This window comes from Klebsiella electrica, from assembly GCF_006711645.1.
GTDB lineage: Bacteria > Pseudomonadota > Gammaproteobacteria > Enterobacterales > Enterobacteriaceae > Klebsiella > Klebsiella electrica.
In genome coordinates, this window is the sequence record NZ_CP041247.1 from 4,477,923 (window position 1) to 4,498,034 (window position 20,112).

Below are 20,112 nucleotides of genomic sequence, written 5' to 3' on the forward strand. Positions count from 1 at the left end.
AGATGAATGATTGTTTAAACTGGTGTATTTCTGCCTTTATGCTTCGTAAGTTTGCTGTCGCGCCGTCAGTGCCCAGGCTATTCTGGCCAGCTTGTTTGCCAGAGCACAGGTGACGACAAAGTTGCTTTTCCGACACAACAACTCCCTGACCCAGTCGGCCAACTTGCCAGACTGGTGTTCCAGTTTTTGTATGAATACCCTGGCACACTGAACCAACAAAGTTCGGATCTTTTTGTTGCCCCGCTTGCTAATCCCTAACAATGTCGTCCGACCTCCCGTGCTGTACTGTCGGGGTACCAGCCCTGTTGCCGCCGCAAAGTCACGGCTGCTGGCGTACTGCTTCCCGTCGCCAATCTCAGTTGAAATAGTACTGGCAGTCAGCGTTCCAACGCAGGGAATACTCAGCAAGCGCTGTCCAACCTCATCTTCGTCCAACTTTCGTTTCAACTGAGATTCCAGATCTTTAATCTGCTCAACAAGATAGTGATAATGCTGTTGTAATTTCAGCAGTAACTGGCTGAGATAAAGAGGCAAACTACTGTCCTCAAGAAGGGTACTCAGTCGACTAATAACGGCAGCACCTCGCGGAACGCTGATACCAAATTCCAGCAGAAAAGCATGCATCTGATTAGTTGTTTTCACCTTATCCTGAACCAGGGATTCACGGACACGATGCAGAGCTCGCATTGCCTGCTGAGATTCGGTTCTGGGCTGCACGAAACGCATAGATGGACGTGATGCTGCTTCACAGATAGCTTCAGCATCAACGAAGTCATTTTTGTTGCTTTTAACGAATGGGCGGACAAATTGCGGTGATATCAGCTTTGGAAAATGCCCTAACTCTGCCAGCTTGCGTGCCATAAAGTGAGAACCGCCACAGGCTTCCATCGCGATGGTTGTTGCCGGGCATGTCGCCAGAAATTCGATTAGCTTTGGTCGGGTGAATTTTTTACGGTAAACGGCCTTCCCACGATGATCCTGACAATGAATATGGAAAGAGTTCTTACCCAGATCGATACCAATAAGCGCAATGTTTTCCATGATGGTTCTCCGAATGAAAGCCTGTCCTCAGCATAGTACTGGGAAGGAGGGAGTGACCATCTCATTAACTATCCAGACTCACGGACGCTACGCCGCCAACCATACTGCCGTGCGCCTTGATGCGGTGCAGCAACATTTAGGTATCGGCAGCCTGCCGCTGTTTACCGCTCGCGACGCGCTGGCCCAGGGCGATATCGTGCAGGTCCTGGCGCAATGGGAGTTTATCAGTAGCTATAGCGGGCAGCTGTGGCTGCTGTGGTCGGGCAATAAACATATGCCCGCCAGAATGCGGGCCATGATTGATTATCTGAGCGAGAAAATTGACGGCCGCCAGGCCGCTTACGGCGCCAGAGACAATACTTCCGCCACCCAGCGCTGAAAACCGTCCACATCCAGTTCCAGCGCAACGCTCGCGTTCGCCGGCTGCCCGAGCCGCCCTTCGATATCGACGACGGTGGTGCCGGCGGTCCAGGTCCCCTGCGTTTCCACCGCCACAAAGCACGGTTGCAGGGTAAACAGCTCAGGGCGCACCAGCCACGCGATGGCACACAGGTCATGCATACGTAGCCCGCTGCTCATACTGCCGCTGCGATAATGGCTGAACAGCGCGTGGAGCATCTTTCCGGTTTTGTTCAGCGCAGGCAGCGTGGCGAGGTACTCCGGCGTCAGCATTGCCCGGTTGGTCACGTCGAGACCGCACATCACGATCTCCAGACCGCTGCGAAACACGCTGGCCGCGGCTTCCGGATCGATAGCAATATTGAACTCCGCATTGGGCGTGAAGTTACCGCGCCCGGCGGAACCGCCCATGATCACCAGCCGGCGAATATTAAAGCGGCATTCCGGATACTGCGTCAGGAGCAGCGCAATATTGGTCAACGGACCAATCGCCACCAGCGTAATCGGCTCCTGAGCATGCATCAGCGCGTCGCGAATGGCCTGAAAGGCCGGTTTCGGCAACGGCTGGCAGTCATGCTCGACAAAATCATACCCTTCCATGCCGGATTCACCGTGCACGGAGGCCGCATCGCGCAGCGGACGCAATAGTGGCATTGACGCCCCTTGAGCCAGCGGCACCTTCGCCTGCCAGAAATGCAGCAGTTGCAGGGCGTTGCGGGTGGTTTTTTCCACCGACACGTTCCCCGCCACCGTCGTCATCAGCTGCAGATCGAGCTCGGGGGCAAACAGCGCGGCGGCGATCGCCGCTGCGTCGTCAATGCCGGGATCGGTATCAAGAATGATCGGTAAGCGCATCGTCTCTCCCAAAAAAAATGCCAGACGTTAAGTCTGGCATCTTCTCACATCCGCTGGCGAAAGAACTTAGTCTACTTCACGGACATCAACCCGCAGCTCTTTCGGTACTTCGAAAACAATATTCTCTTCACGCCCTTCCAGCGGAACGGCTTCTCCGCCGCCCAGCGCCTGCAGACGCGCGATCACGTTCTGCACCAGGATATCCGGGGCTGATGCGCCTGCGGTCACGCCAACGCACGCGGCCTCTTTGACCCATGCTTCCTGAATATCCGTCGCATCGTCAATCAGATAGGCCGCTTTCCCCATCCGCTGAGCGAGTTCAGCCAGACGGTTGGAGTTAGAGGAGTTTTTCGACCCCACCACCAGCACAACATCGGCCTGCTCCGCCAGCGCGCGAACCGCTTCCTGACGGTTAGTGGTGGCATAACAGATATCGTCTTTACGCGGCCCGACGATTTTCGGGAAGCGCTCACGTAGCGCGTCGATCACATCCGAAGTGTCATCTACCGAGAGGGTTGTCTGCGTCATAAATGACAGCCGGGCGTCGTTTTTCACCTCCAGCTTCCAGACATCATCGGGCGACTCCACCAGATACATTCCCCCTTCCGGGTTGCTGTACTGGCCCATCGTCCCTTCCACTTCCGGGTGACCGGCATGGCCAATCAGGATCGACTCTTCGCCACGACGGCTGGCGCGGGCGACTTCCATATGCACTTTGGTCACCAGCGGACAGGTCGCGTCGAAGACCGTCAGATCGCGGTTTTTCGCTTCATTACGCACCGCCTGGGACACGCCGTGCGCGGAGAAAATCAGGATCGCGCCGTCAGGCACTTCGCTAATCTGTTCGATAAAAATGGCGCCGCGCTTACGCAGGCTATCGACCACATAGCGGTTATGCACCACTTCATGACGCACATAGATCGGCGCGCCGTAGAGCGTCAGCGCGTTTTCAACAATGCTGATAGCGCGGTCAACGCCAGCGCAAAAGCCGCGCGGGTTAGCCAACAGGATCTGCATTTCACTCCTCCAGCGCCGGATCGATTTCCAGCACTTCAATATCAAAATGGACGGTGCGCCCGGCCAGCGGATGGTTGAAATCAACGGTGATCGAATCGCCGTTCACTTCACGAATCACGCCGGGCATTTCGCTGCCATCCATTGCGGTAAAGAGCATAATCGCGCCGATTTCCGGCTCGCCCGCGTCGATAAATTCACGACGGGAAAAGTACTGGATAAGATCCGGGCTTGGGATGCCAAACGCAGCATCGGGCTCCAGCGAAAAGACCTTTTTCTCCCCCTCTTTCAGACCCAGAAGCTGTTGTTCAAGACCTTCAGACAGGGAGGTGTCGCCAAGGCGAAACAGGGCAGGCTTGCCGTTATTGCGGGTGGATTCAGCCGTTGAGCCATCATCCAGTTTCAGCGTGAAGTCAACGAGGATCGCGCTGTTGCTCTGTACGGATTTAGACATGCAAATTGCTCGCTTGTTTTGGCCCGCCTGTTTGCCCGGTGACGCTACGCTTACCGGGCCTACGGAAGGGCACAAATTCTGTAGGCCGGGTAAGCGCAGCGCCACCCGGCATTGACATTTACACCGGCTCTTTCGCCGCAGGTTTTGGCAGGAAGCCTTCCAGCACAATCAGCGCCGCGCCGATGCAAATTGCGCTATCGGCCAGGTTGAAGGTGGCGAAATGCCAGTCCCCGACGTAGAAATCAATCATATCGACGACAAAACCATGCCATAACCGATCAAACAAGTTCCCCAGCGCGCCGCCGATAATCAGCGCGTAGGCAATGTTGTTCAGCTTTTGCGTGGCTTTTGAGCGATACATCAAGACCGCCAGAATCACGCAGATCCCGATGGCAATGCCGGCAAAGAACCAGCGCTGCCAGCCGCCGCTATCGGCAAGGAAGCTAAAAGCCGCGCCATAGTTACGCGCATAATGCAGATTAAGCGACGGGAACAGCGCTACCGTCTCCCCCAGAGCAAAGTTCTGGAGGATCAGGAATTTACTGCCCAGGTCAATAATCAGCACGGCGACGACGACCCAAAGCCAGCGTAGCCCCGTTGAACAGACAGATTTACTCATCAGGCAAACTTACGTTTTTCGCCGTCACCGGCGACGTTGCTGACACAGCGACCGCAGATTTCCGCGTGTTCCGCCACCTTGCCGACATCGCTGGTGTAGTGCCAGCAACGCGGGCATTTCTCGCCCTCGGCTTTACTCAACGCGACTTTCAGACCTTTCAGCAGTTCACTCTGCCAGGCATCGGCCGGCGCCTGCGCATGATCGGCAACCGTCGCCCCGGAGGTCAACAGGACAAATCGTAATTCGCTGCCCAGCGCGTTGAGCTTCGCGGCCAGAGCGTCATCGGCATACAGCGTGACCGCCGCTTCCAGAGAGCCGCCTACCAGTTTGTCGGCGCGCGCCTGCTCGATGACCTTGTTGACTTCGCCGCGCACCTGCAGCAGCTTGTCCCAGAAGTCGTCGTTCATCGCTTCGTCGTCGGCCAGGCCGAACAGACCTTCATACCACTCCCCGGTGAAGACGTATTTCTCGCGGGAACCCGGCAGGTAGCCCCAGATTTCGTCTGCGGTGAAGGACATGATCGGCGCCATCCAGCGAACCAGCGCTTCCACGATGTGGAACAGCGCGGTCTGGCAACTGCGACGCGCCCGGCTTTCCGCTTTCGCGGTGTACTGGCGGTCTTTGATGATGTCGAGATAGAACGAGCCCATTTCGATGGAGCAGAAGCGCATCAGGCGCTGCACCACTTCGTGGAAGTCGTAGGATTCGTAGGCTTTCAGGATATCTTCCTGCGCCGCCTGCGCGCAGCCGACCGCCCAGCGATCGAGCACCACCATCTCTTCCGGTTTGACCATGTCTTTCGCCGGATCGAAACCATTCAGGTTCGCCAGCAGGAAGCGCGCGGTGTTACGGATACGACGATAGCTGTCGGCAGCGCGTTTGAGGATCTCGTCGGAGACCGCCATTTCGCCGGTGTAATCGGTAGATGCCACCCACAGACGCAGAATATCGGCGCCCAGCTTGTTCATCACGTCCTGCGGGCTAACGGTATTACCGATAGACTTGGACATTTTGCGGCCCTGACCGTCGACGGTGAAACCGTGGGTCAGAACCTGGCGATACGGCGCTTTGCCCTTCATCGCCGTGGAGATCATCAGCGAGGACATAAACCAGCCGCGGTGCTGATCAGAACCTTCCAGATACATATCGGCGGCGTGACCGGAAAATTCCGGGCGTACGTCAACCACGGAAGAGTGGGTAGACCCGGAGTCGAACCACACGTCCAGGGTATCCGGCACTTTCTCGTAGCTGTCAGCGTCAGCGCCCAGGATGTCGCGGGAGTCGAGATCCCACCACGCCTGAATGCCGTCCACTTCGACGCGCTTCGCCACTTCTTCCATCAGCTCCAGGGTGTTCGGGTGCAGTTCCTGCGTCTCTTTGTGCACAAACAGAGACATCGGTACGCCCCAGGTACGCTGGCGGGAGATACACCAGTCAGGACGGTTGGCAACCATCGATTCGATACGCGCCTGGCCCCAGTCCGGGATCCACTGCACGCCTTTGATCTCTTTCAGCGACTGCGCGCGCAGGCCTTTCTGATCCATGCTGACGAACCACTGCGGGGTGGCACGGAAGATAATAGGCGACTTGTGGCGCCAGCAGCACGGATAGCTATGCTGCATCTTTTCAACGTGCAGCAGCGCGCCGCTGTCACGCAGCATCTCAACGATAATATCGTTGGCTTTAAAGACGTTGATGCCGTCCAGCGCCGGGTAGGTGCCTGGCAGGTAGGAACCGTCCGGGCCAACCGGGTTGGCAATTTCCAGGCCGTATTTCTGGCTGATAGTGTAGTCGTCCGGACCGTGACCGCCGGCGGTATGGACCGCGCCGGTACCCGCATCGAGGGTAACGTGATCGCCGAGGATTGCCGGCACATCGAAGTCGAGGAACGGATGCTTAAAGCGCATCAGCTCCAGTTCCGCGCCGTTCACCACCGCCAGGATAGTGTAGTCAGCAATACCCGCGCGTTTCATTACGCTTTCAACCAGATCTTTCGCCAGAATCAGCGCCTGACCATCAACCTGCACCAGCGCATAGTCGAATTCCGGCGACAGGGAGATGGCGCGGTTGGCTGGCAGGGTCCACGGGGTAGTGGTCCAGATGACCAGGGATAGCGGACCGGCGACGTCGGCAACGCCGAATTTCGCCAGCACGGCGGCTTGGTCTACCGCGTGGAAGGCCACGTCGATAGAAGGAGACGTTTTGTCGTAATACTCGACTTCCGCTTCAGCCAGCGCAGAACGGCAGTCGACGCACCAGTGCACCGGCTTCGCGCCTTTGTGCAGGTGGCCGTTTCCGATGATTTTACCCAGCGCACGGATGATGTTGGCTTCTGTTTTGAAGTCCATGGTCAGGTACGGACGCGACCAGTCGCCCAGCACGCCCAAGCGGATAAAGTCTTTACGCTGACCGTCAACCTGGGTCGCAGCATATTCGCGGCACTTGGCGCGGAATTCAGCAGCGGTGAATTTCTCACCCGGCTTGCCATATTCCTGCTCCACTTTCAGTTCGATCGGCAGACCGTGGCAGTCCCAACCCGGAACGTAAGGCGAGTCATAGCCCGTCAGTCCTTTGGACTTCACAATAATGTCTTTCAGAATCTTGTTAACCGAGTGACCAATATGAATGCTGCCATTCGCATAAGGAGGGCCATCATGCAGAATGAAGGTTTTTTTGCCTTTTTTCGCTGCCCGGATGATGCCGTACAGGTCATCATCGGTCCAACGCGCCAGCATTCCCGGTTCGCGCTTGGCGAGATCGCCACGCATCGGGAACCCTGTTTCCGGCAAATTCAGGGTCGATTTATAGTCACTCATCAGATTCTCGGTTCCGTATTTCGGTTTGATAAACACCAACAGACTTATGCCTGCCTGGCCTGCCCAAAGAACTCGCGGGCCGTTAACTCATCACGTGCAATTTGCGCTTTTAGCTCATCGAGCGACGCAAATCGCTGCTCATTACGTATTTTTTTACGCAGTATTACATCTATATGGCGACCATAAAGGTCCATTACAACGTCCAGCAGATGCACTTCCAGCTGTTGGCGAACGCCAGCAACCGTTGGACGGGTGCCAATGTTGGCGACGCCCACCAACGGTTTGTCGCCCAGTCCTGTCACTTCCACCGCATAGACCCCTTTTACCGGGGAAACCTGACGACGTAGCGGTAAATTCGCCGTCGGAAAACCAATAGTGCGCCCCAGCTCATCGCCGTGGACCACGCGTCCGGAGATCGTAAAGGGATGGCCCAGCAGATTTTCCGCCTGCACAAGGTCGTCGTCCGCCAGCGCCTGGCGCACCGCTGTACTGCTGATGCGCACGCCGCCTTCGCAGAAAGTTTGGGTGCTGGTCACGTCAAAACCATATTCCGCACCAGCTTTCTGTAATAACAAGAAATCCCCCTGGCGGCCAGCGCCAAAGCGGAAATCGTCCCCCACCGCGAGAAACTGCACGCCTAAACGGCGCACCAGCAGTTCGCTGATAAAATCCTGGGCGGTCAGGGCGGCGAAGCGGCGGTCAAAGCGCACGCACAGCACATAGTCGACGCCGCTTTCAGCCAGATAGCTCAGCTTTTCGCGCAGACGCGTCAAACGGGCTGGCGCCTTATCGGCGGCAAACAGCTCCAGCGGCTGTGGTTCGAAAATCATCACCACCACCGGTAAACCACGCTGGCGGCCCTCGGCGCGCAAACGCTGCAACAGCGCCTGATGCCCGCGATGCACACCGTCAAAATTACCAATGGTCAGCACGCACCCGTGCGGCGCCTGACTGAGATTATGTATGCCGCGTATCAGCTTCATGTCTGGCTCAAAACAGTGAAAATCGTCCGAGTATACCTTGTACAACTGACGACGTTAACCAGCGATTGCACCTCTTAACCGAAAGATCCCGGTAATTCATCAACTCAGCGCGGGAATGCGGCAAAAACTCCCCTCGCCCAGCGATTTTTATGGTGGAAAGGCTGTATTCGCCAGCAACAAGCTGGTAGAATCTTGCGCCATCACTACGTAATAAAGCGTCGTTGTTTTAAGCGGCGCTTATTTGCACAAATCCATTGACAAAAGAAGGCTAAACGGGCATATTCCTCGGCCTTTGAATTGTCCATATAGAACACATTTGGGAGTTGGACCTTGGCTAATATCAAATCAGCTAAGAAGCGCGCCGTTCAGTCTGAAAAGGCCCGCAAGCACAACGCTAGCCGTCGCTCTATGATGCGTACTTTCATCAAGAAAGTATACGCAGCTATCGAAGCTGGCGACAAAGCTACTGCACTGAAAGCATTTAACGAAATGCAACCGATCGTGGACCGTCAGGCTGCTAAAGGTCTGATCCACAAAAACAAAGCTGCGCGTCATAAAGCAAACCTGACCGCTCAGATCAACAAACTGGCTTAATCGCCTGCTTGTTATCGCTTTGTAAAAAAACCCGCGAAAGCGGGTTTTTTTATGTCTGCGAGTTACGCCTGCGGCGTCGCGAAGAGTGACGAATAGTCGCGATTGCAAATCCGTTGCACCGCCGGATGCTGAATCATTCTTTCAGCAAAAATGGCGTGATACTCCTCCATCACATTCTCCATCCGGCCGATCTCAATAATCGTCTCATCCTGATAGAAATCATGCGCGTAAAGCGTCGGCGCGACAAAAATCGCATTGTGCGCCGCACCGAACGCCTTCATCAGCGCCGCATCGTCAAACTCGCCGAGAATCTCCACCTTCAGCCCCTGCGAATTGAACCAGTTCAGAAGTTTGCGTCCCAGCATCGAACGACGACCGGGGATCAGCAGACGACGTTCCTCCAGACAGGCGGGAAACGGCTTTTCCGGCGGCGGGTTCATGCACCAGAAACTCACGCTGCACTCGCCGATACGCACGGAGAACAGCCCTTCCTGCTGGGTGGAATCGATGGGGCAGTCAGAGATGATCATATCAAGCTTGTGCTGGCTGAGCTGCTCCAGCAGCATTTCGTGGGTCGACTCAAAGCAGCGCAGGTGAATCTGTTCATTATCCACGACCGCCGCATCCAGCACCCCGCTCACCAGTCTTTTCGACAATGCGTCGGCAACGCCGACATCGAACAGCAGGTTAGACTCTTTGCGGTAGTTCACAATATCGAGCATCTCCTGGCTCAACGTGAACATGCGGTCCGCGTAGCGGAATACCAGCTCGCCCAGTTCGCTCGGCTCCAGCCCCCTCCCCTTGCGTTTAAACAATTTCCCCTGCAAACGCTCTTCAAGCGCTTTGATCTGCCCGGTAATGGTCTGCGGCGTCAGGAACAAGGCCTCCGCCGCGCCGACAACAGAACCTTCTTTATAAACGTGCCAGAAGTAATACAGATGGTTGTAATTAATATGCGACATGCTTCTCTCCCTGATAATGTCCTGGAGAACCTCTGCCGGCTCTCCGAAAGTATTACGCCAGGTGGGCGGGAACCGTTATGCGCTTGCGTAGCAGCAGATATCCGCTGATGGCTGACAGTACCGAGCCGGTCAGAATGCCAAGCTTAGCCCAGTTGATTAAGCCAGGATTAACGCTGCTGAAGGCCAGACTGGCGATGAAAATCGACATCGTGAAGCCAATCCCACACAGAATGCCGACCGCCATAATCTGCTTGCTGGTCGTCCCTTCCGGCAGCGATGCCCATTTCAGTTTTAACGCCAGCCAGCAGAACAGGCTGATACCCAGCGGCTTGCCGACAAACAGCCCGGCGATAATCCCCAGCGGCAGCAGTGACGTCAGCCCTTCAATCGTCACCCCTTGCAGCGACACGCCGGCGTTAGCGAAGGCGAAAAGCGGCAGAATCAGGTAAGCCACCCACGGATGCAGGACATGCTCAAGCTGCTTAGCCGGGGATTTACCGCCCTGCTCCTTCAGCGGGATAATAAAGCCAACAATCACCCCGGCTAAGGTCGCATGCACCCCGGATTTCAACACCGCAATCCATAGCACCGCGCCGACCAGGATATAGATACCGGTGCGTCGGACGCCGCAAAGATTGAGCGCGACCAGCACGGCCATCGCCCCTGCCGCCACGCCCAGCGACAATATGGAAAGGTCGCTGGTATAAAACAGGGCAATGATGATAATGGCGCCCAGGTCGTCGATAATCGCCAGCGCCATCAGAAAGATTTTCAGAGCTGGCGGCACGCGGCTGCCCAGCAGCGCCAGCACTCCCAGGGCAAAGGCGATATCGGTCGCCGCCGGAATCGCCCACCCCTCGCGGGTGATCGGATCCTGAGCATTGAACGCCAGATAGATCAGCGCCGGGACAATCATCCCACCTAAGGCGGCCAGCACCGGGAAAACGGCCTGACGACGGCTGGCCAGCGCCCCCTGAATCATCTCGCGCTTTACTTCGAGGCCAATCAGCAAGAAGAAGACCGCCATCAGCGCATCGTTAATCCACAGCAGTATGTTCTTATTGATTTCTAACGCGCCAACACGCAGCTGAACGGGGGTGTCCAGAAAGGAATGGTAAAGACCGCTGGTCACGCCAGTATTAGCCAATACCATAGCCAACGCGGCCGCGAAAATGAGGATAATGCCTCCTGAAGCATCGCTACTAAAAAAACGCTGCAGATGTTTCACTGTTACTCTCTCTGTAAGCCTAATTCATCGATGAAACTATTCTAGCCGCCATAACACTTCGAAAAAATAAGATTATTATTGCATTATTACTCGGTTTTTACGATATAAGGCTGACAGTAAAGCGCGACGCTGACCGGAGGGATTCAGCCATCATTAACAGATAGCGGCTGGAAACAAAAAAGCCACTTTAACAATAAAGTGGCTTTTCAGAATCGCAGGAGATTAGCGCGTCAGGTCGTCGAAGAATTTCTTCACGCCATCAAAGAAACTTTTAGAGCGCGGGCTGTTTTTCTCACCCGTCGGGCCGCCAAAACTTTCCTGAAGCTCCTTCAGCAGCTGTTTCTGTTTTTCATTAAGTCCTACCGGCGTTTCAACCACCACCCGGCACAGCAGATCGCCCTGCGCGCCGCCGCGTACGGATTTCACGCCTTTGCCACGCATGCGGAACAGCTTACCGGTCTGCGTTTCGCCAGGCACTTTCAGATTGACGCGGCCATCCAGCGTCGGGACTTCAATCTCGCCGCCGAGGGCAGCCATAGTGAAGTTGATCGGCACTTCGCAGTACAGGTTGTTGCCTTCACGCTCAAAGATAGCGTGCTGCTTAACCTGGACCTGAACGTACAGATCGCCCGCCGGAGCGCCGTGCTCGCCCGCTTCGCCTTCGCCTGACAGACGAATACGATCGCCAGTATCCACGCCCGCCGGAATTTTGACCGACAGAGTTTTGGTCTTCTCGACGCGACCGTGACCGTGGCATTTGTTGCACGGATCTTTAATCAGCGTACCGCGTCCCTGGCAATGCGGACAGGTTTGCTGAACGGCGAAGAAACCCTGGCGCATCTGCACCTGACCGGCACCGTGACAGGTTGGACAGGTTTGCGGTTTGCTACCGGCTTTCGCACCGCTACCGTGGCAGACGTCACACTCTTCCAGCGTCGGAATGCGAATCTCTTTGGTCACGCCGCGAACGGCTTCTTCCAGCGTCAGGTCCATGTTGTAGCGCAGGTCAGCGCCGCGCGCCGCGCGCTGACGGCCACGACCGCCGCCGAAGATATCGCCAAACACATCGCCAAAGATATCGCTGAAATCAGCGCCGCCGCCAAAACCACCGCCGCCGCCCATGCCACCTTGTTCAAAGGCAGCGTGGCCGTACTGATCGTAGGCCGCACGCTTCTGGTCATCAGTCAGGATTTCATACGCTTCTTTAATTTCTTTAAACTTCGCTTCGGCTTCTTTATCACCCTGGTTACGGTCCGGGTGGTATTTCATCGCCAGGCGCTTGTAAGCCTTTTTGATTTCACGCTCTTCCGCTGTTTTGGAAACGCCCAAAATCTCGTAATAATCTTGCTTTGCCATTGGTGTTTTTCAGCCCCTTAACATGCGTGCACGGGCGGAGAGGAAACCTCTTCGCCCGTGCCAGTGTTTTACCCGTTCAAAGGGCGATTATTTTTTGTCTTTCACTTCTTCAAACTCGGCGTCAACGACATCGTCGTCTTTCGCGTTGCTTTCGGAAGCTTCAGCGCCGCCAGCCTGTTGCTGAGCATGCTGCTGCTGAGCGATTTCCATCAGCTTCTGGGAAGCCTGGGCCAGCGCCTGCATTTTCGCTTCGATATCCGCTTTGTCTTCACCTTTCAGCGACGTTTCCAGTGCGGTCAGCGCAGACTCGATGGCAGTCTTGTCGTCAGCCGGCAGTTTGTCGCCTGCTTCTTCAACCTGCTTACGCGTGCTGTGCAGCAGATGGTCGCCCTGGTTGCGGGTCTGAACCAGTTCTTCGAACTTACGGTCAGATTCAGCGTTCGCTTCCGCATCGCGGACCATTTTGGCGATTTCTTCTTCGTTCAGACCGGAAGACGCTTTAATGGTGATTTTCTGCTCTTTACCGCTGTTTTTGTCTTTCGCGGACACGTGCAGGATACCATCAGCATCGATGTCGAAGGTGACTTCGATCTGCGGCATACCGCGCGGCGCCGGGTTAATCCCATCCAGGTTGAACTGACCCAGTGATTTGTTATCGGAGGCGCGTTTACGCTCGCCCTGAATCACGTGGATGGTCACCGCAGACTGGTTGTCTTCTGCAGTAGAGAACACCTGGCTGTGTTTGGTCGGGATTGTGGTGTTTTTGTTGATCAGCGCCGTCATCACGCCGCCCATGGTTTCGATACCCAGCGACAGCGGGGTAACGTCCAGCAGCAGAACGTCTTTAACTTCACCAGTCAGTACACCGCCCTGAACCGCAGCACCGATCGCTACAGCTTCATCCGGGTTAACGTCTTTACGCGGCTCTTTACCAAAGAACTCAGCCACTTTCTTCTGCACCATTGGCATACGGGTCTGACCGCCGACCAGGATAACGTCCTGGATGTCAGATACCGACAGGCCAGCGTCCTGCAGCGCAACTTTCAGCGGCTCGATAGAACGGTTAACCAGATCTTCAACCAGGCTTTCCAGTTTCGCACGCGTCACTTTGATGTTCATATGTTTCGGACCGGTGGCATCTGCGGTGATGTACGGCAGGTTCACGTCGGTCTGCTGAGCGGAAGAAAGCTCGATTTTCGCTTTTTCAGCCGCTTCTTTCAGGCGCTGCATGGCCAGCGGATCGTTACGCAGGTCAATGCCCTGATCTTTCTTAAACTCATCAACGAGGTAGTTGATCATACGGCTGTCGAAGTCTTCACCACCCAGGTGGGTATCACCGTTGGTTGCCAGAACTTCGAAGGTTTTTTCGCCGTCAACTTCGTCGATTTCGATAATCGAGATATCGAAGGTACCACCACCGAGGTCGTAAACCGCGATAGTACGGTTGCCGACTTCTTTATCCAGACCGTAAGCCAGCGCAGCGGCGGTCGGTTCGTTGATGATACGTTTGACTTCCAGACCTGCGATACGGCCGGCATCTTTCGTTGCCTGACGCTGAGCATCGTTGAAGTATGCAGGTACGGTGATAACCGCTTCAGTTACCGGCTCACCCAGGTAATCTTCCGCCGTTTTCTTCATTTTTTTCAGCACTTCAGCAGAAATCTGCGGCGGTGCCATTTTCTGACCTTTCACATCAAGCCATGCGTCGCCGTTGTCGGCGCCGATGATTTTGTACGGCATGATGGATACGTCACGCTGAACTTCTTCGTCCTGGAAGCGGCGACCAATCAGGCGTTTAATCGCAAACAGGGTGTTTTGCGGGTTTGTCACTGCCTGACGTTTAGCCGGCTGACCAACCAGAGTTTCACCATCCTGGGTATAAGCAATGATAGAAGGCGTGGTGCGATCGCCTTCGGCGTTCTCCAGCACACGTGCAGTAGTGCCATCCATAATCGCTACACAAGAGTTGGTAGTACCCAGGTCGATACCAATAATTTTACCCATCTAAACGTCTCCACTAAAAATTCGATCAACATGTGGTTGTGAACCTGTAATAAGGGCGAAACCGATGGTTTCAACTGCCCAGACATCATTTTTTTCAGGTTCATTCACTGCGGTTGACTACAAGATGGGGTCGCCCATCGCTTCCTCAAGGGGGCAAGCAAAAAAATTTTTCACTTTCTTGCCGGATAAAGGGAGAAATAAGGAAGGCCGACTGAATAAACCGGTAATAAAGCGGCTTTTATCGATAACACCTGTCCCGCCGGGCGCTTGCGTCCCCGTTTACCGGTAGCGAACGCACACCATCTCTCCTCGCCTGCGTAAATTGGCGAAAAATACCTCGCCAGATCATAGACAGTTACCCTGCGCCTCATTATGATGCCGCGCCCCGTCCACGAGTGGTGGGGTAATGCTTCCCTTTCTAATCATTATTCTGAGGAATTATGGGCAACACTAAGTTGGCTAATCCGGCACCGCTGGGCCTTATGGGCTTCGGCATGACCACTATTCTGCTTAACCTGGCAAATAGCGGCCTGTTCGCGTTTGATGTAGCTATCCTGGCGATGGGCATTTTTTACGGCGGCATTGCGCAGATTTTCGCAGGCCTGCTGGAATTTAAAAAAGGTAATACCTTTGGTTTAACCGCTTTTACGTCCTACGGCGCCTTCTGGCTGACGTTGGTCGCTATTCTTCTCATGCCGAAAATGGGCCTGGCGGAAAAGCCTGATGCGCACTTCCTCGGCATGTACCTCGGTCTGTGGGGAGTCTTCACGTTGTTTATGTTCTTCGGCACCCTGAAAGCCGCACGAATGTTGCAATTCGTGTTCCTCAGTTTGACCGTCCTGTTTGCGCTGCTGGCAATCGGCCACCTCGCCGATAACGAAGGTCTGGTGAAAATCGCGGGCTGGATTGGTTTAGTCTGCGGCGGTAGCGCTATTTATCTGGCGATGGGTGAAGTACTGAACGAACAGTTTGGTCGCACCGTACTGCCGATCGGCGCACCGCATTGATCAACAATCCCCTCGTTCTGACGGACGAGGGGATTGCTTGCGGAACGTTACGGCAAGCGCTGCAATTCCCCCTCTGCGGCGGCCACCTCGCGGTTCATCCCCTGGCGCAGCCAGATCCCTAATCCCAGCCCCAGCAATGAAAGCGCCAGCACGTACCACGCCGGAGCCATCGGCGAAACCCCCATGAGCATAGTCACGGCAATCGGCGTCAGGCCGCCAAAAATGGCGTAAGAGACGTTGTACGAGAAGGAAATGCCGGTAAAGCGAACTTCTGCCGGGAAAGCGCGCACCATGACGTAAGGCACGGCGCCCACGACCCCGACGCACAACCCCACCGCACCATACAGCAGGAACAGCTGCCCGGGACTGCTGCCGGAAAGGTGATAGAACGCCCAGCTGGAGACCGCCAGCAGCACGCTGCCGACGATGAACGTGCGGCTGGCGCCAAAACGATCCGCCGCCAGCCCTGCCAGCAGACAGCCGATGCACAGCATAATGGTGGCAATGCTGTTGGCCTGCAGGGTCGTTGCCGGGGCAAAACCGTAGTGTTTTTGTAGCCAGACCGGCGACATCAGGATAACCACCACTATGCCGGCGGATAACAGCCAGGTCAGCAACATGGAAACTACCACTGCTTTCTGGTGCTTCAGCACCACCGATTTGACCGGCAGCTCCTGCGCTAGCGCCTTACGCTGCTGCATTTCGAGAAATATCGGCGTCTCCTGCAGCCAACGACGCAAATACATGGCTACCAGGCCAAATACGCCGCCTAACAGGAAGGGAATACGCCAGCCGCCGTCGAGGATCCCCTGCGGCGTCAGGCTGGTATTGATCAGCGTCGCGACCACCGAGCCCAGCAGAATGCCAACCGTCAGGCCGGCAGTGAGAGTGCCGCAGGCGATACCAATGCGTTTTTCCGGCACGTGTTCGGCGACAAAAACCCAGGCGCCGGGAACTTCTCCTCCGATAGCCGCCCCCTGCAGAATGCGCATCAGCAACAGCAGCAGCGGCGCGACAAGACCTATTGATGCGTAGGTCGGCAGCAGGCCAATCGCCAGCGTCGGCAGGGCCATCAGCAGAATGCTCAGGGTGAACATCTTCTTGCGCCCGACCAGATCGCCGAAGTGGGCCATGATGATGCCGCCCAATGGACGCGCCAGATAGCCCGCAGCAAAGATGCCGAAGGTCTGCACCTGACGCAGCCATTCCGGGATGTCCGCCGGGAAGAACAGGTCGCCAACGACGGCGGCGAAGAAGACAAAGATAATGAAATCATAAAACTCCAGCGCGCCGCCAAGGGCGGCCAGCGTCAGCGTTTTATAATCTTGTCGATTCAGAGGTCGGGTATGTTGTGACATAACGAGCTATTCATCCAGAGGTGTAAGTGCTATAACGCAATGTGTAAAGTAAAAAACACTATATCGTAAATAAAACAGCACACCACCGACAATGCAGGTTATGTCAGGAAAGTATCAAATTCAGGATAAAGTTTCGCGTCTCGCGCTTTTTGGACGAAAAGCCGCTACCACTTCCGGCGCAGTCTCGACATAAGGCCCTTCAAGCAACTGTACACAATAAGGTACACTCGCGAAGATCCCGTGCACCAGGACCTTGCCGTCAGCATCTTTAACGCCTTCAAGGGTTTCCTGAATGGCTTTCGGCTGGCCCGGCAGATTCAAAATCAGCGCCTGCTTGCGGATAACGCCAACCTGACGAGAAAGGATAGCCGTCGGAACGAAGTGTAAGCTGACCTGACGCATTTGCTCGCCAAAACCCGGCATCACACGGTCGGCGATGGCCAGGGTTGCATCCGGCGTCACGTCGCGTCGGGCAGGACCGGTGCCGCCGGTAGTTAACACCAGATGGCAGGCCATCTCGTCAACCAGTTCACACAGCGTTTGTTCGATAATCCCCTGTTCGTCAGGGATCAGACGGGTCTCGAGCTCAAAGGGAGTCGTCAGCGCACGCGCCAGCCACTCTTCAAGTGCCGGGATGCCTTTATCCTGATAAACGCCGCTGGAGGCGCGATCGGAGATGGAAACTAAGCCGATTCGTAAGGTATTCATCGTTATTCCGTTCAGACAGTACAATTAGACGGAATGATACACGCTGGAAGGCAATACAGACAGGGTTCAGGAGAAGTAGCGTGACCGGGAACCCGGCCACGCCCAAATGATTACAGCAGGTCGCCGATCATTTTTTCCAGTTTTTCCTGGTCGATCGCAAACTTACGGATACCTTCCGCCAGTTTGTCTACCGCCATCGGATCCTGGTTGTGCTGCCACAGGAACTGAGCTTCGGTGATGCGTTCCGGACGCGCTTTCACTTCGCCGCTGAACGCCAGTTTACGTTCGATAGCCCCTTCGCTTTCCGCCAGCTCTTTCAGCAGGGTCGGAGCGATAGTCAGGCGGTCACAGCCAGCCAGTTCAAGGATTTCACCGACGTTACGGAAGCTTGCGCCCATCACGACAGTTTCGTAACCGTGCTGCTTGTAGTACTCATAGATTTCACTGACGGAAACGACGCCCGGATCTTCAGCCGGCGCGTACTCTTTCTTGTCGGTGTTCGCTTTGTACCAGTCGAGGATGCGGCCAACGAACGGAGAGATCAGGAAGACGCCCGCTTCAGCACAAGCGCGAGCCTGGGCGAAGGAGAACAGCAGAGTCAGGTTACAGTTGATGCCTTCTTTTTCCAGCTGCTCGGCGGCGCAAATACCCTGCCAGGTTGAAGCCAGTTTAATCAGAATGCGATCGTTGCCGATGCCCGCATCGTTATACAGTTTGATGATGCGTTTCGCTTTGGCGATAGATGCCTGGGTGTCGTAGGAGAGGCGCGCATCAACTTCGGTCGAAATACGGCCAGGAATCAGCTTAAGAATTTCGAGACCAATGTTCACTGCCAGCTTATCGGAAGCATCGATAATCTGCTGAGCGCGATCGCTGCTCTGGCCGCGGGCCCACTCGACAGCGTCATCAATCAGCTTGCGGTACTCAGGAATCTGAGCCGCGCCGAGAATCAAAGAAGGGTTAGTCGTGGCATCCTGAGGCTGATACAGCTTCATTGCCGCAATATCTCCGGTATCAGCTACGACAGTGGTGTACTGACGCAGAGAAGTCAATTTATCCGTCATGATAGTGTTTCTCTTAAACAGCAGTTAAGGGGATGTAACCGGTCTTCCAAGATGATAACACGCTGCATGTTCAGCGCAACTGTGGACCATGCAAGACCGCAGAGTGTGATAAACTCGATGAATTAATTCGCTGAATGCTAAGGGATTGTCACTGAATTGGTAGCGCTTACACTAGCGTTCCGGCATGGACAAGAGGACGGTTAATGCCTGATTTTTTCTCTTTTATCAATGAAATACTCTGGGGCTCAGTCATGATTTATCTGTTACTGGGCGCCGGCATCTGGTTTACCTGGCGAACAAAATTCATTCAGTTTCGTTATGTTCGCCAGTTTGGGAAAAGTCTAAAAAAAAGCCTCCAGCCCCAGCCCGGCGGCTTAACCTCTTTCCAGGCCCTGTGCACCAGCCTCGCGGCGCGCGTGGGCAGCGGCAACCTGGTTGGCGTCGCGCTGGCTATCTCTGCCGGCGGGCCCGGTGCCGTCTTCTGGATGTGGGTTTCCGCGCTGCTCGGCATGGCCAGCAGCTTTGCCGAATGTTCTCTTGCCCAGCTCTACAAAGAGCGCGATGCCCACGGGCAATTCCGCGGAGGCCCGGCCTGGTACATGTCCCGGGGTCTGGGCATGCGCTGGATGGGCATCGTGTTTTCTATCCTGCTCCTGCTGGCCTATGGAGTGATTTTCAACACCGTGCAGGCCAACTCCATCGCGCACGCGATGGCCTATGCCTTTAACCTTCCCGCCATTGTGACCGGCTGCGCGCTGGCGCTGATGACCCTGCTGGTTATCGTCCGAGGGTTGCGGAGCGTGGCGAAGTTAATGCAGTGGATTGTGCCGCTGATGGCTCTGCTTTGGATAGCCACCAGCCTGCTGATTGGCCTCTGGCACATTACGGCACTGCCGGCCATTTTCGAGGCCATTTTCCGCAGTGCGTTCGGCTGGCAGGAAGCCGCCGCCGGCGCAGTGGGCTATACCATCAGCCAGGCAATCACCAGCGGTTTTCAGCGCGGCATGTTCTCAAATGAAGCGGGAATGGGGTCAACCCCTAACGCCGCGGCGGCAGCGGCTTCCTGGCCCCCGCACCCGGCGGCGCAGGGGATCGTGCAAATGATTGGCGTCCTCATCGATACCATCGTCATCTGTACCGCCAGCGCGGTCATTATCATGCTGGCGCCACAAGACGATGCGGAAGATGCCGCGAATGGCATCCAGAATATTCAGCATGCCATGACCTCGCTGGTTGGCAGCTGGGGGGCGGGATTCGTGGCGATCATCGTGCTGCTCTTCGCCTTCAGCTCTATCGTCGCAAACTACATCTATGCTGAAAATAACCTGATATTTCTGCGTATTAATGGCCCCCGGTATATCTGGGCGCTGCGGATCCTCACCCTGGTGATGGTCATCACCGGCGCGCTGATCGGTTTGCCGGTTGTCTGGCAGCTGGCGGATACCATCATGGCGCTGATGGCCATCACTAACCTGACCGCCATTTTACTGCTGTCGCCTACGGTGCGGATTCTGGCCACTGATTATCTTAGCCAGCGGCGGCTGGGCGTGAGGCCGACGTTTGACGCCACGCGCTACCCGGAAATTAACCAGCAGCTGGCACCTGGAGCCTGGGATGAGCTGCCGCGTGAATAACGCGGCAATCGCAGCT

At 55.7% G+C, this 20,112-nt stretch carries 17 protein-coding genes and 1 pseudogene; 4 read left to right on the top strand and 14 right to left on the bottom strand.

Annotation, left to right across the window (positions count from 1 at the left end):
• Window positions 1–36 precede the first annotated feature (36 nt).
• Entirely contained in the window at window positions 37–1,041 is a 1,005-nt protein-coding gene (locus Electrica_RS21355; RefSeq protein WP_000427614.1) for an IS110-like element IS5075 family transposase, read from the bottom strand.
• Window positions 1,042–1,108: 67 nt separating this feature from the next.
• Between Electrica_RS21355 and Electrica_RS21360 the strand changes: the two are divergent.
• Window positions 1,109–1,420 (top strand): annotated as a pseudogene (locus tag Electrica_RS21360) (LysR substrate-binding domain-containing protein); the annotation flags it as partial.
• On the opposite strand, the gene rihC reads toward Electrica_RS21360, so the two are convergent.
• From rihC to ribF, 6 genes are all read right to left on the bottom strand, one after another.
• Complete coding sequence (rihC, locus tag Electrica_RS21365; protein WP_141965342.1) at window positions 1,381–2,295, bottom strand: ribonucleoside hydrolase RihC; 915 nt, start codon at window positions 2,293–2,295, stop codon at window positions 1,381–1,383. The pseudogene Electrica_RS21360 and the gene rihC overlap by 40 nt on opposite strands.
• A gap of 66 nt (window positions 2,296–2,361) precedes the next feature.
• Window positions 2,362–3,312, bottom strand: coding sequence for a 4-hydroxy-3-methylbut-2-enyl diphosphate reductase (gene ispH / locus Electrica_RS21370; protein ID WP_032689538.1), 951 nt, complete (start codon window positions 3,310–3,312; stop codon window positions 2,362–2,364).
• Window position 3,313: 1 nt separating this feature from the next.
• Window positions 3,314–3,763, bottom strand: coding sequence for an FKBP-type peptidyl-prolyl cis-trans isomerase (fkpB, locus tag Electrica_RS21375; protein WP_100682663.1), 450 nt, complete (start codon window positions 3,761–3,763; stop codon window positions 3,314–3,316).
• Window positions 3,764–3,881: 118 nt separating this feature from the next.
• Window positions 3,882–4,382, bottom strand: a complete 501-nt coding sequence (lspA, locus tag Electrica_RS21380) for a signal peptidase II (RefSeq protein ID WP_100682616.1) — start codon at window positions 4,380–4,382, stop codon at window positions 3,882–3,884.
• Window positions 4,382–7,198: an isoleucine--tRNA ligase gene (gene ileS, locus Electrica_RS21385; RefSeq protein WP_100682664.1), complete on the bottom strand. Its 2,817-nt coding sequence runs from the start codon at window positions 7,196–7,198 to the stop codon at window positions 4,382–4,384. Before ileS ends, lspA begins: the two co-directional genes overlap by 1 nt.
• Window positions 7,199–7,242: 44 nt before the next feature.
• On the bottom strand, window positions 7,243–8,181 hold the full coding sequence (ribF, locus tag Electrica_RS21390) for a bifunctional riboflavin kinase/FAD synthetase (RefSeq protein WP_100682617.1): 939 nt from the start codon (window positions 8,179–8,181) through the stop codon (window positions 7,243–7,245).
• A 330-nt stretch (window positions 8,182–8,511) separates the two neighbouring features.
• Between ribF and rpsT the strand changes: the two genes are divergently transcribed.
• A complete protein-coding gene (gene rpsT / locus Electrica_RS21400) occupies window positions 8,512–8,775 on the top strand; it encodes a 30S ribosomal protein S20 (protein WP_003018940.1) in 264 nt (87 codons plus the stop codon).
• Window positions 8,776–8,837: 62 nt separating this feature from the next.
• On the opposite strand, the gene nhaR is transcribed toward rpsT, so the two are convergent.
• The 4 genes from nhaR to dnaK form a co-directional block, all read right to left on the bottom strand.
• Window positions 8,838–9,737 (bottom strand): transcriptional activator NhaR, encoded by a 900-nt coding sequence (gene nhaR / locus Electrica_RS21405; protein WP_100682618.1) that lies wholly within the window; start codon window positions 9,735–9,737, stop codon window positions 8,838–8,840.
• 52 nt (window positions 9,738–9,789) lie between these two features.
• Window positions 9,790–10,965 carry a Na+/H+ antiporter NhaA gene (nhaA, locus tag Electrica_RS21410; RefSeq protein WP_141965343.1) on the bottom strand — a complete coding sequence of 392 codons (1,176 nt, stop codon included), beginning with the start codon at window positions 10,963–10,965 and terminating at the stop codon, window positions 9,790–9,792.
• Window positions 10,966–11,187: 222 nt separating this feature from the next.
• Window positions 11,188–12,321 carry a molecular chaperone DnaJ gene (dnaJ, locus tag Electrica_RS21415; RefSeq protein WP_100682620.1) on the bottom strand — a complete coding sequence of 378 codons (1,134 nt, stop codon included), beginning with the start codon at window positions 12,319–12,321 and terminating at the stop codon, window positions 11,188–11,190.
• An 87-nt stretch (window positions 12,322–12,408) separates the two neighbouring features.
• Window positions 12,409–14,325: a molecular chaperone DnaK gene (gene dnaK, locus Electrica_RS21420; protein WP_004857708.1), complete on the bottom strand. Its 1,917-nt coding sequence runs from the start codon at window positions 14,323–14,325 to the stop codon at window positions 12,409–12,411.
• A gap of 440 nt (window positions 14,326–14,765) precedes the next feature.
• On the opposite strand from dnaK, the gene satP reads away from it, so the two are divergent.
• Window positions 14,766–15,332, top strand: a complete 567-nt coding sequence (gene satP / locus Electrica_RS21425) for an acetate uptake transporter (protein ID WP_100682621.1) — start codon at window positions 14,766–14,768, stop codon at window positions 15,330–15,332.
• Between the two features lie 47 nt (window positions 15,333–15,379).
• Here the strand turns inward: satP and Electrica_RS21430 are convergent, their stop codons facing one another.
• The 3 genes from Electrica_RS21430 to tal all read right to left on the bottom strand — a co-directional run bounded on the left by Electrica_RS21430 (window position 15,380) and on the right by tal (window position 18,462).
• On the bottom strand, window positions 15,380–16,690 hold the full coding sequence (locus Electrica_RS21430; protein ID WP_100682622.1) for an MFS transporter: 1,311 nt from the start codon (window positions 16,688–16,690) through the stop codon (window positions 15,380–15,382).
• 120 nt (window positions 16,691–16,810) lie between these two features.
• Window positions 16,811–17,398 carry a molybdopterin adenylyltransferase gene (gene mog, locus Electrica_RS21435; protein ID WP_100682623.1) on the bottom strand — a complete coding sequence of 196 codons (588 nt, stop codon included), beginning with the start codon at window positions 17,396–17,398 and terminating at the stop codon, window positions 16,811–16,813.
• Window positions 17,399–17,508: 110 nt separating this feature from the next.
• Complete coding sequence (gene tal / locus Electrica_RS21440) at window positions 17,509–18,462, bottom strand: transaldolase (protein WP_141965344.1); 954 nt, start codon at window positions 18,460–18,462, stop codon at window positions 17,509–17,511.
• A 203-nt stretch (window positions 18,463–18,665) separates the two neighbouring features.
• Here tal and Electrica_RS21445 point away from each other — a divergent pair, with 203 nt between their 5' ends.
• On the top strand, window positions 18,666–20,096 hold the full coding sequence (locus Electrica_RS21445; RefSeq protein WP_141965345.1) for an alanine/glycine:cation symporter family protein: 1,431 nt from the start codon (window positions 18,666–18,668) through the stop codon (window positions 20,094–20,096).
• The last annotated feature ends 16 nt before the right edge of the window (window positions 20,097–20,112 follow it).

What these genes read in the sequence shown, in the direction of transcription:
- Electrica_RS21445 (WP_141965345.1), top strand. Translation starts at nt 18,666, where the DNA reads ATGCCTGATTTTTTCTCTTTTATCAATGAAATACTCTGGGGCTCAGTC.
- rihC (WP_141965342.1), bottom strand. Translation starts at nt 2,295, where the DNA reads ATGCGCTTACCGATCATTCTTGATACCGATCCCGGCATTGACGACGCA.
- fkpB (WP_100682663.1), bottom strand. Translation starts at nt 3,763, where the DNA reads ATGTCTAAATCCGTACAGAGCAACAGCGCGATCCTCGTTGACTTCACG.
- ispH (WP_032689538.1), bottom strand. Translation starts at nt 3,312, where the DNA reads ATGCAGATCCTGTTGGCTAACCCGCGCGGCTTTTGCGCTGGCGTTGAC.
- ileS (WP_100682664.1), bottom strand. Translation starts at nt 7,198, where the DNA reads ATGAGTGACTATAAATCGACCCTGAATTTGCCGGAAACAGGGTTCCCG.
- lspA (WP_100682616.1), bottom strand. Translation starts at nt 4,382, where the DNA reads ATGAGTAAATCTGTCTGTTCAACGGGGCTACGCTGGCTTTGGGTCGTC.
- dnaK (WP_004857708.1), bottom strand. Translation starts at nt 14,325, where the DNA reads ATGGGTAAAATTATTGGTATCGACCTGGGTACTACCAACTCTTGTGTA.
- nhaR (WP_100682618.1), bottom strand. Translation starts at nt 9,737, where the DNA reads ATGTCGCATATTAATTACAACCATCTGTATTACTTCTGGCACGTTTAT.
- satP (WP_100682621.1), top strand. Translation starts at nt 14,766, where the DNA reads ATGGGCAACACTAAGTTGGCTAATCCGGCACCGCTGGGCCTTATGGGC.
- tal (WP_141965344.1), bottom strand. Translation starts at nt 18,462, where the DNA reads ATGACGGATAAATTGACTTCTCTGCGTCAGTACACCACTGTCGTAGCT.
- Electrica_RS21355 (WP_000427614.1), bottom strand. Translation starts at nt 1,041, where the DNA reads ATGGAAAACATTGCGCTTATTGGTATCGATCTGGGTAAGAACTCTTTC.
- ribF (WP_100682617.1), bottom strand. Translation starts at nt 8,181, where the DNA reads ATGAAGCTGATACGCGGCATACATAATCTCAGTCAGGCGCCGCACGGG.
- dnaJ (WP_100682620.1), bottom strand. Translation starts at nt 12,321, where the DNA reads ATGGCAAAGCAAGATTATTACGAGATTTTGGGCGTTTCCAAAACAGCG.
- mog (WP_100682623.1), bottom strand. Translation starts at nt 17,398, where the DNA reads ATGAATACCTTACGAATCGGCTTAGTTTCCATCTCCGATCGCGCCTCC.
- Electrica_RS21430 (WP_100682622.1), bottom strand. Translation starts at nt 16,690, where the DNA reads ATGTCACAACATACCCGACCTCTGAATCGACAAGATTATAAAACGCTG.